The 8,304-nt window shown below is 57.7% G+C and carries 7 protein-coding genes and 1 tRNA gene; 3 read left to right on the forward strand and 5 right to left on the reverse strand.

Annotation, left to right across the window (positions count from 1 at the left end):
* Positions 1 to 1,512 carry a class I adenylate-forming enzyme family protein gene (locus EI77_RS22760; RefSeq protein ID WP_166647455.1) on the reverse strand — a complete coding sequence of 504 codons (1,512 nt, stop codon included), beginning with the start codon at positions 1,510 to 1,512 and terminating at the stop codon, positions 1 to 3.
* Between the two features lie 156 nt (positions 1,513 to 1,668).
* Here EI77_RS22760 and EI77_RS22765 point away from each other — a divergent pair.
* Positions 1,669 to 1,743 (forward strand) — tRNA-Val (locus EI77_RS22765).
* 12 nt (positions 1,744 to 1,755) lie between these two features.
* Here EI77_RS22765 and EI77_RS22770 read toward each other — a convergent pair.
* From EI77_RS22770 to EI77_RS22785, 4 genes are all read right to left on the reverse strand, one after another.
* Positions 1,756 to 2,472 carry an AMP-binding protein gene (locus EI77_RS22770; RefSeq protein WP_166647456.1) on the reverse strand — a complete coding sequence of 239 codons (717 nt, stop codon included), beginning with the start codon at positions 2,470 to 2,472 and terminating at the stop codon, positions 1,756 to 1,758.
* Positions 2,473 to 2,663: 191 nt separating this feature from the next.
* The gene (locus tag EI77_RS22775) at positions 2,664 to 3,401 is read right to left on the reverse strand and encodes an amino acid ABC transporter ATP-binding protein (RefSeq protein ID WP_133797623.1); all 738 of its coding nucleotides are present in this window, start codon (positions 3,399 to 3,401) and stop codon (positions 2,664 to 2,666) included.
* Entirely contained in the window at positions 3,391 to 4,140 is a 750-nt protein-coding gene (locus EI77_RS22780; RefSeq protein WP_133797624.1) for an amino acid ABC transporter permease, read from the reverse strand. Before EI77_RS22780 ends, EI77_RS22775 begins: the two co-directional genes overlap by 11 nt.
* A 65-nt stretch (positions 4,141 to 4,205) precedes the next feature.
* Positions 4,206 to 5,060 (reverse strand): N-acetylmuramoyl-L-alanine amidase, encoded by an 855-nt coding sequence (locus EI77_RS22785; protein WP_166647457.1) that lies wholly within the window; start codon positions 5,058 to 5,060, stop codon positions 4,206 to 4,208.
* Positions 5,061 to 5,123: 63 nt separating this feature from the next.
* Here EI77_RS22785 and EI77_RS22790 point away from each other — a divergent pair, with 63 nt between their 5' ends.
* Entirely contained in the window at positions 5,124 to 6,437 is a 1,314-nt protein-coding gene (locus tag EI77_RS22790) for a muramidase family protein (protein WP_133797626.1), read from the forward strand.
* Positions 6,438 to 6,467: 30 nt separating this feature from the next.
* Entirely contained in the window at positions 6,468 to 7,649 is a 1,182-nt protein-coding gene (gene purT, locus EI77_RS22795) for a formate-dependent phosphoribosylglycinamide formyltransferase (protein ID WP_133797627.1), read from the forward strand.
* The last annotated feature ends 655 nt before the right edge of the window (positions 7,650 to 8,304 follow it).

Below are 8,304 nucleotides of genomic sequence, written 5' to 3' on the forward strand. Positions count from 1 at the left end.
TTAAACTTGGGGCAGCAGATTACGCAGGGCTTTCCGATCCAGCTTCTGGTTGCTGGTACGCGGCAACTCAGGAAGGAAGTACACGCGGTCTGGCAGCTTTCCGCGCTCCAGCCGGGTGGCCAGGGCGGTGAGTACGCCAGCCTCATTCATATGGTCATGAGTCGTGGACAGAAAGAGACATAGGAGATCCCGGCGGTCATCTTTCACACAGCCTGCGGCCACGACCTGGGGAACGGCATACGCGGCTTCCTCCACCTCGGCAGGGCTCAGGCGCGTGCCGCGATGCTTGATGACAAAATCGCTACGGGATAAAAACGTAATGAATCCCTGGCTGTCCACTTGGCCTTGATCACCCGTGAAAAGGGTATGCACTCCATCCAGGTCACGAAATCGCTTGGCCGTCTCCTCCGGGGACTGCCAGTAACCTGGAGAAACGTGTGGCCCCTGGATGGCCAGTTCTCCCGCCTCCCCGGCGGGCAGAGGTTGCCCATGCTCATCCACGGTGAAGACGGTGGTGCCATCCAAGGGACGGCCGACACTGTCCAGATGGGTCTCCATTTCCTCCGGCAGGATGATGGAGACACGCTTGCACTCCGTGAGGCCGAACATCGGCACCACTTGCACCTGCGGCAGCAGCTCCTGAATTTGCTGGATGTAAGCCTGCGGCAGATGATCCCCTGTATTGGTGATCATCCTCAGCCGGGGAAGCTCCGCTGGGCGGAAGCGTTGCATTTTGATCAGCGCGGCGAAGACGGTCGGCACCCCAGGGAGGATGGTGATGCCTTCACGGGCCAGGATTTTAGGCAACTCCGGCCCCACCATTTCTGGTCTGCCGAGAAACAGGCTGGCACCCGTCAGGCAGGCATAAAAAAGCTGATAAAGACTGTAATCAAAAGCCAGGGGTAAAAAGATGCCGATGCAATCGTCCGCCTGGTATTTTAGCCGGACCTGGATAGCCGGGCTGACGAAAGCCACATTGCCATGAGTCAGCATGACACCACGTGGCGTGCCCGTGCTCCCGGAAGTAAAGACCAGAAAAGCGAGATCGTCCGCAGTCAGTGGGACTGCCCGAGGTGTGGCTTCGCGTCCTTCAAAAAGACTGCGCCCTGCTTCCTCATCCACCGAGATAATGGCGCAACCATCCGCTGTTAGGGCCAAGTGGGCCGTGGAGGCATCCAAAAACACCGCCTTGGCCTCACACTGGGTCAAAATCCGCTGCAAACCTTCCGGCTGCATTTGATGACTCAGGATGGAAAAAATTACCCCTTCTTGCAGCGCTGCGAGAATGATGAGGAGGACTTCCACCCGGTTCGGCATTACCACCACGACCCGGTCCCCTTTTTGAATGCCCTGGGCATGCAGCCAGGCAGCCAGGTGATTGACCCGTGTTTGCGTTTCTTTAAAGGTGAGGGGAGTGGAGCCAGAAACCAACACCCGCTCTGGCCATCGTTCCGTAGCCTGAGCCAGCCACTGGCAGGGTAAAGACGGGAGAGGCGGAGGCTGAGCAGTCATTGAAAAAGAGCGGAGTACTTTAACCCTAATTCCGCTCAAGCAGGCGATATTTTCACCCTTTTGCCATTTCATCCCTGTCTGCTCAATTTTGAGTCTGGAACGAAATCATCCCTTGCACGCAGGCAAAGCTTCTCGAATATAGCCACCCTCACACGCGCACGGATAGCTCAGTGGTAGAGCGGCTCGTTTACACCGAGTTGGTCGGGGGTTCGAATCCCTCTCCGTGTACCAGTCTGAAACTACTCAGGCTTCCAGGACCGCTGTTTCAATCTCAGGGCATGCTTCATCCGTGTGGAAGAGGGATAAAAATGCATTTCCCTGCCGTGGCTGCTCAGAAAGCATCAGGCGAACATTTTCGTGAGTCAGGACCACTCCAGGCTTCCTGTCGGTCCCTGCGGATTCAGAAAAAACGAGGAAGGCCGGGTCTTCAGACTTTCCTGGAAAGCGCATGCCCCAAGCGGGACGGGTGCTCATCACTTCGGAAAAATCAGCCTCATCCCAATTGCCACCATTCAGGCCTTCACCCAGCCAGACGGTCAGAATGTTTTCAGCCACATCTTTTAAATGACGGCTGGTTTTTTCCAGAAACAGACAAACTGGCTCCGCTTCTTCTAAAATCGCCTGGAAAGCCTGGCTGCGTATCTGCGGTGAAATGATGGAAATCACTGCGCCGATATGGGCTACGGCCAGGGTGATCAGATGCAGATCCGGACTGTGGCGAAGCACCGCGACCACTTTTTCTCCACGATGAACGCCATTTTGCTGCAACCAAGTGGCGATGCGCAGCACGTTCATCCATGCCTGCTCGCAGGTAAATTCCATTCCATCCACGGTGAGCGTGGTTTCCGGGGTTCGCTCGGCAGCGTCTGCCAGGAAGGCGGAGAGATGAAATGGGCCGTTGCGCGATTGCGTCTGCCAGGGAGAAAGACTCACATTATTTTCTGGAACGGTTAGCATCATATGGATATTATAGTCAATGTGACTGTTTTCAAGGCTTTGTTTTCGAATTTTCTCGAATTTGCAAATCTTGGGCGAGGCATTCGTGGGCATTACCCACATTGAATGGGCCTGTTACTGAATTTGACGATTATTTCGTGAGACACGCAGCCCGGATGCTTCCCGCTGGCCTACATGAATAGAGTTATATTTACTCAACGATATTTTGTCACCGCCGTCAAATAGTCCTTCGCAAAGGACGACGTGGGATCATCAAAAAACTTAACTGCTGGGCAGGACTCGAAAACGCTGCCTTTTGCAAGAAACACCACCCAATCCGCTATCTGCCGGGCGAAACTGAGTTCATGGGTGGCCAGGACGATCTGCTGACCCTCCTGGACCAGTTCACGGATGACATCCAGCACCTCCCCGGTCATCACCGGATCCAGTGCGGAAGTGGGTTCATCCAAGAGGAGAAGCCGGGGTTTTGAAGCCAGTGCGCGGGCGATGGCGGCGCGCTGCTGCTGTCCGCCAGAAAGCTCTGCAGGACGCTTGCGCATGTGCTCCGCCAGGCCCAGCCGGGTGAGCAGTTCCACTGCCCTTTGGCGGGCTGCCGTTTCCGTCTGACCATGCACCGCGGTTAGGGGAAGGGTGACGTTTTGCAGCGCGGTGAGGTGTGGGAAAAGATTGTATCCCTGGAAGACAAAGCCGTTTTGCCGCAGCACCCGCAGAGCGCCTTCAGCCTCATGTGGCAGCTCTTCTTCATCCACCAGCACGCTACCTTCTTCCGGGACCAGCAGGCCACCCAGGACACGCAGCATCGTGGACTTGCCCCCGCCGCTGGGGCCTAGCAAGACCACGACTCGGGCATCATCTCCGGTTTGAAAACTGGCTTTGTCCAGCGCATGAAACGCGCCGTAACGTTTCACCACGGAACGCGTTTCAAGTTTCATACGCGAACCTCCTTTCCAGCCGCCCGGCAAACCAGGACAGCGGCAGCGTGACGATGAGATAGGCGGCGGCCAGTGGCAGGTATCCCTCCAGGGCAGTATAGCTGCTGCTGTTTAGAATTTTGACCTTCTGCACCAGCTCCTCAATGCCGATGACGGAGAGCAGGGAGGAGTCTTTGATCAGCGAGACAAGCTGCCCCGTGGTCCCTGGCAATGCACGGCGTACTGCCTGGGGAATGATCACATAACGATAAGTTTGAACCCGGTTAAAACCCACGGCACGCGCGGCCTCCCTCTGCGAGGCCCCAATGCTCTCCACCGCCCCTCGAAATATCTCCGCCAGATACGCCCCTTCAAAGCAGCCCAGGAGGATCATTCCGACGATTAAAGGATCGTTAATATGCAGGGCGGAAGCTACGATGTAATACCCAATCAGTAACTGTACCAAAAGCGGAGATCCGCGCAGCAATTCGACGATGCCGGTGCATAGTAGGCGCAGTGGCAGTATCGGCGCGCGCCTACCTATCATCAAGGAAAAGCCTACAAAAATACTCAATGCCATGGCTCCCAGCGAGATGGCCATCGTGGTGACCCACCCCCAAGCCAACTGCTCACGGTAAACCCATGTGTCTTTCCAGTTCCATTCGTAGTGGACCGTCGCAAAAGTCGCGTAAAGGGCCAGTGCGCCTCCCAGGATCAGGACCAGAGTCCAAAGGGAAGTGCGCAAAAAAGTCGGGGGCATCAGGCGGGCGTTTGCTCAGTCTGTAGCAGGAAGCAGGCAGTTTGCCAAACTCTCTCCATGTTCTTTCACTGGGGACTCGCGCTCTCGGCTTCCTCCACCGGGGCGGTGGGCGGGCCAGCTTCCGCCTGGATGCCATAGTGCGGACGGCCCTGGTGCGCTTTCACAAATTGAGTGATGCCAGCAGCGATGCCACGGGTCAGTTGCTCCTGGTAGGTTCGTTTTTTGAGCTTCTCCATCTCCGGCGCATTGGTTAGGAAACCGCATTCGATGAGGACCGCAGGCACCAAGGATTGGCTCACAACAGCATAGCTGCGCTCCTTGATGCCTCGATCCACCGCCTGCGTGGCCTGGCAGACATGCTTTTGCAGACTTTTTGCCAGCCATTGCCCCCGCTCATCTTGAACGGAGCCGGTGGCTAGGGACCACTTTGCCTGCATAGCACGCTGGGCGGACAGGGTTTTGCGTTTTGTATAGTATGTCTCAATGCCGCTCACATCCGGCGAGGCGCTTGTATTCAGGTGCAGACTTACAAAGGCGGCGGCCTCTGCTTGGCTGGCGATTGAAGCACGTTCTTCCAGGGGCAGGAAGACATCCTTGTCCCGGGTCATTTTCACCCGCATTCCTTGGCTGAGTAACTGGTCTCGTAGGCGAAGGGTCAGTGTCAGGGCCAAATTTTTTTCAATCGTCCCGCCTGCCACCGCGCCACCATCATGCCCGCCATGGCCAGCGTCCAAGACCACCAACGGGGCTGCATCCAGATCCCATGGCTCCAGCCTCACTGCGGGCACGGCCTCCAGTTGATTCGATAGCCAGGCCAACGAAGCCAAGCTTGTGGCCAAGGCCGTATAGGAGGCCAGGCTGCGCAGGCCGAAGCGTACTTTTTTCCAACGACGGAGGGAGATGGATTCCGCTTTTTTCAAAAATTGTTCAATATTTTTAAAATACTTATTGTCGTTAACTATTATACTCACTAAAATACAAACATGAAAGTGCCGTCTGCAGACTTTTTTGTGAAGCACCCCAGCTTGGTCCTTGGCTCGGTGTTTTTCTTCACCTCATTCGCAGCCGCGCAAAACAATTACGCGCCAGGTGCCATCCAGGCACCCAACTACCGCCACGGCGGGTCTGCCTACACCCCTGCCAGGCCTTCGTCTCCTCAGCCACAGCCGCGCTATACCACTCCGCCGCAGTCTCCCCAATATCAGTCCGGTTACGGAACGCCTCCCAATCAAAAGCCGTCCACGGCCAAGGGCAGCAGTACTACGGCTAAAAAAAGCTCCAGCAGCAACTCCCGCCCGGTGACTTTGGAAACAAAGGTCGCCCGTCTGGAAAAAAATGATGCCCGGCAGGATCAGCGTCTCAGCAGCATCGAGACTGGCACAGGTATCCGTCCGCCTGCCGATGATCCGCACTCAGGAGGGAAATTCTATACGGTGCGCCCAGGGGATACTCTTTGGCGCATCGCGGACAAGCACAGCACCAGCATCAATGCGCTGAAATCTGCCAACCGCCTGACTGGAGAAGTGATCACCGTCGGCCAGACGCTGGTCATTCCTGGGTATAGTGCCGCCCCCGTGGAGTATAACCAGACTGGCGTACACATCGTGCGGCCTGGAGATACCTTTTCCCAAGTCGCTCAGGCCAATGGCATCACTCAGGATGCCCTGGCCCGGGCCAATCCGTCCGCGTATCCGGACCGCCTGCTGGTGGGTGAGAAACTGACCATCCCAGGAAAAAAAGCCAGTCCCACATCCTACTGGCCACCTGCGGACAACGGCAACCCTGCGACCATCACCTCCAGGGCTCACATCGTCAAAAAAGGAGAAAGCCTGGGAGCCATCGCCAAAAGCTACGGCATCTCCACGTCCACACTCGCCTCCGCTAACCGGTTAAAAAACGCCAATCTCATCGAGCCTGGCCAGCGCCTCGTCATTCCTGGGGGCAGTGTCCCTCGCAGTCCAGCGCCCGCTCCCTCATATCCGCCAGCAGACCGGGATACCCAGCCCCTGCCCGGAGCCGGATTGACCTATTTCACCCCGCCTCCTGCTCCCGCACCGGCCCCGGCTCCAGAGCCTACTTACCAGCCTGTCTCCAAGCCTGAGCCGCCCGTCAGCAGCAATCGCCGTGGCATCGTTGCCTACCAGTTGGAGCGGGGGGATGACATCAACACCGTCTCCGGACTCTTTAACACGACCCCGGAAAAAATTCGTGAACTGAACAAGCTGCCTGCGGATCGCAAGCTGAAGGAAGGTGATGAAGTGGTGGTTCCTACCATCGGGGCCGTGTCCCTGAATTGACGCGGCGCTTTGTCCGGCCAAAGATGGGGCATGTCCCGCATCGGCACCCCTCTTTCCTCCACAGCGACCAAAGTCATGCTCCTCGGCTCCGGCGAGCTGGGCAAAGAAGTCGTCATCGAATTGCAACGCCTCGGCTGCGAAGTCATCGCCGTGGATCGTTATGCCAATGCCCCGGCCATGCAGGTAGCGCATCGCAGCCATGTCATCTCCATGCTGGATGGCGAGGCCCTGCGCCGCTTGGTGGAGGTGGAAATGCCCAACTTCATCGTCCCGGAGATCGAGGCCATCGCCACGGATACTTTGGTGGAACTAGAGAACGAAGGTTTCACCGTCGTGCCCACCGCCCGCGCTGCCAAGCTGACCATGAACCGCGAAGGTATCCGCCGTCTGGCTGCCGAGGAGCTGGGCCTGAAAAGCTCCCCCTACATCTTTGCTGAAACCGAGGAAGAATTCCGTGCGGCGATTGCAGAGATCGGCATGCCTTGTGTCATCAAGCCCATCATGTCCTCCTCTGGCAAAGGCCAGAGCGTGGTAAAGAGCGAGGCCGACATCGCCCATTCCTGGCAATACGCCCAGGAAGGCGGCCGCGCAGGGAAGGGGAAGGTCATTGTGGAAGGCTTTGTGGACTTTGATTATGAGATCACCATGCTCACCGTGCGCCATGCTGGCGGCACTTCCTTTTGCGCCCCGGTCGGGCATACGCAGATCAAAGGGGATTACCGGGAGTCCTGGCAGCCGCATGCCATGAGCGAAAAAGCGCTGGCTGCTGCCGAGCACATGGCCGGAGCCATCACCGAGGCCCTCGGTGGTCGTGGCCTCTTCGGTGTGGAGCTTTTTATCAAGGGTGATGACGTCATCTTCAGCGAGGTGTCCCCGCGTCCGCATGATACCGGTCTGGTCACCCTCATTTCACAGGATCTGTCCGAATTCGCCCTGCACGTCCGCGCCATCCTGGGCCTACCAATTCCCAACATCCGTCAGCACGGCCCTAGCGCCAGTTGTGCCGTCTTGGTGGAAGGGGATTCCTCCCAGGTGCAGTTCGGGTCTTTGGACCAAGTCCTGGCCGAGCCGGATACGCAAATGCGCCTCTTTGGCAAGCCCACCGTCAGCGGCCAACGTCGCATGGCCGTGACCCTGGCCTGCGCCGAAAGCATCGATGAAGCCCGCGCCAAGGCCCATCGCGCCGCCCAGGCCATGGAGATCCGGCTGTAGTATTTCTACAGCTACTCGTGTAGCTGCGCCCGCCAGGGCGTGGAGGATTGGGGTGTCGAAGGAAGAGAAAACTTCGAATGCTCGAGACTCTTCGTCCACCCGCTGGCGCGGGCAGCCACGTGGTGTAGCTGCGCCCGCCAGGGCGTGGAGGATTGGGGGTGTCGAAGGAAGAGAAAACTTCGAAGGCTCGAGACCCTTCGTCCACCCGCTGGTGCGGGCAGCTACGTGGTGTAGCTGCGCCCGCCAGGACGTAGAGGATTGGGGGTGTCGAAGGAAGAGTAAACTTCGAATGCCGGAGACCCTTCGTCCACCCGCTGGCCAGACTGTTTCAAAACTCGCTGAGAAGTGAACAGGGCAACTCTAGGACTGGTTTTGGGATGCGGGAGAGGGGGCTAAGGTAGGAGGATTTTATTTTTAGATGGCCAGGCCGCTTTTGGGTTCTTAGCCACTGGCCGTCCTTTTCGCATCCGGTCGGCTTTGACTGCCTCTCCCTGGGCACTCCTTTGCCTCCTCAGGCGGCGGTCGCAGCCCGTTTGCCGAGGTGTTTGATCAGTTCCCCTGTGCCGACGATGTTCAGAACGCGGCGCATGTTGTAGCCCAGGGCGCTGAGCGATACCTCTGCATTGACGGCTTCCAGCCCTCGCGTCAAAAACGC

This window comes from Prosthecobacter fusiformis (assembly GCF_004364345.1).
Lineage (GTDB): Bacteria > Verrucomicrobiota > Verrucomicrobiia > Verrucomicrobiales > Verrucomicrobiaceae > Prosthecobacter > Prosthecobacter fusiformis.

What these genes read in the sequence shown, in the direction of transcription:
- EI77_RS22770 (WP_166647456.1), bottom strand. Translation starts at nt 2,472, where the DNA reads ATGATGCTAACCGTTCCAGAAAATAATGTGAGTCTTTCTCCCTGGCAG.
- EI77_RS22780 (WP_133797624.1), bottom strand. Translation starts at nt 4,140, where the DNA reads ATGCCCCCGACTTTTTTGCGCACTTCCCTTTGGACTCTGGTCCTGATC.
- purT (WP_133797627.1), top strand. Translation starts at nt 6,468, where the DNA reads ATGTCCCGCATCGGCACCCCTCTTTCCTCCACAGCGACCAAAGTCATG.
- EI77_RS22760 (WP_166647455.1), bottom strand. Translation starts at nt 1,512, where the DNA reads ATGACTGCTCAGCCTCCGCCTCTCCCGTCTTTACCCTGCCAGTGGCTG.
- EI77_RS22775 (WP_133797623.1), bottom strand. Translation starts at nt 3,401, where the DNA reads ATGAAACTTGAAACGCGTTCCGTGGTGAAACGTTACGGCGCGTTTCAT.
- EI77_RS22790 (WP_133797626.1), top strand. Translation starts at nt 5,124, where the DNA reads ATGAAAGTGCCGTCTGCAGACTTTTTTGTGAAGCACCCCAGCTTGGTC.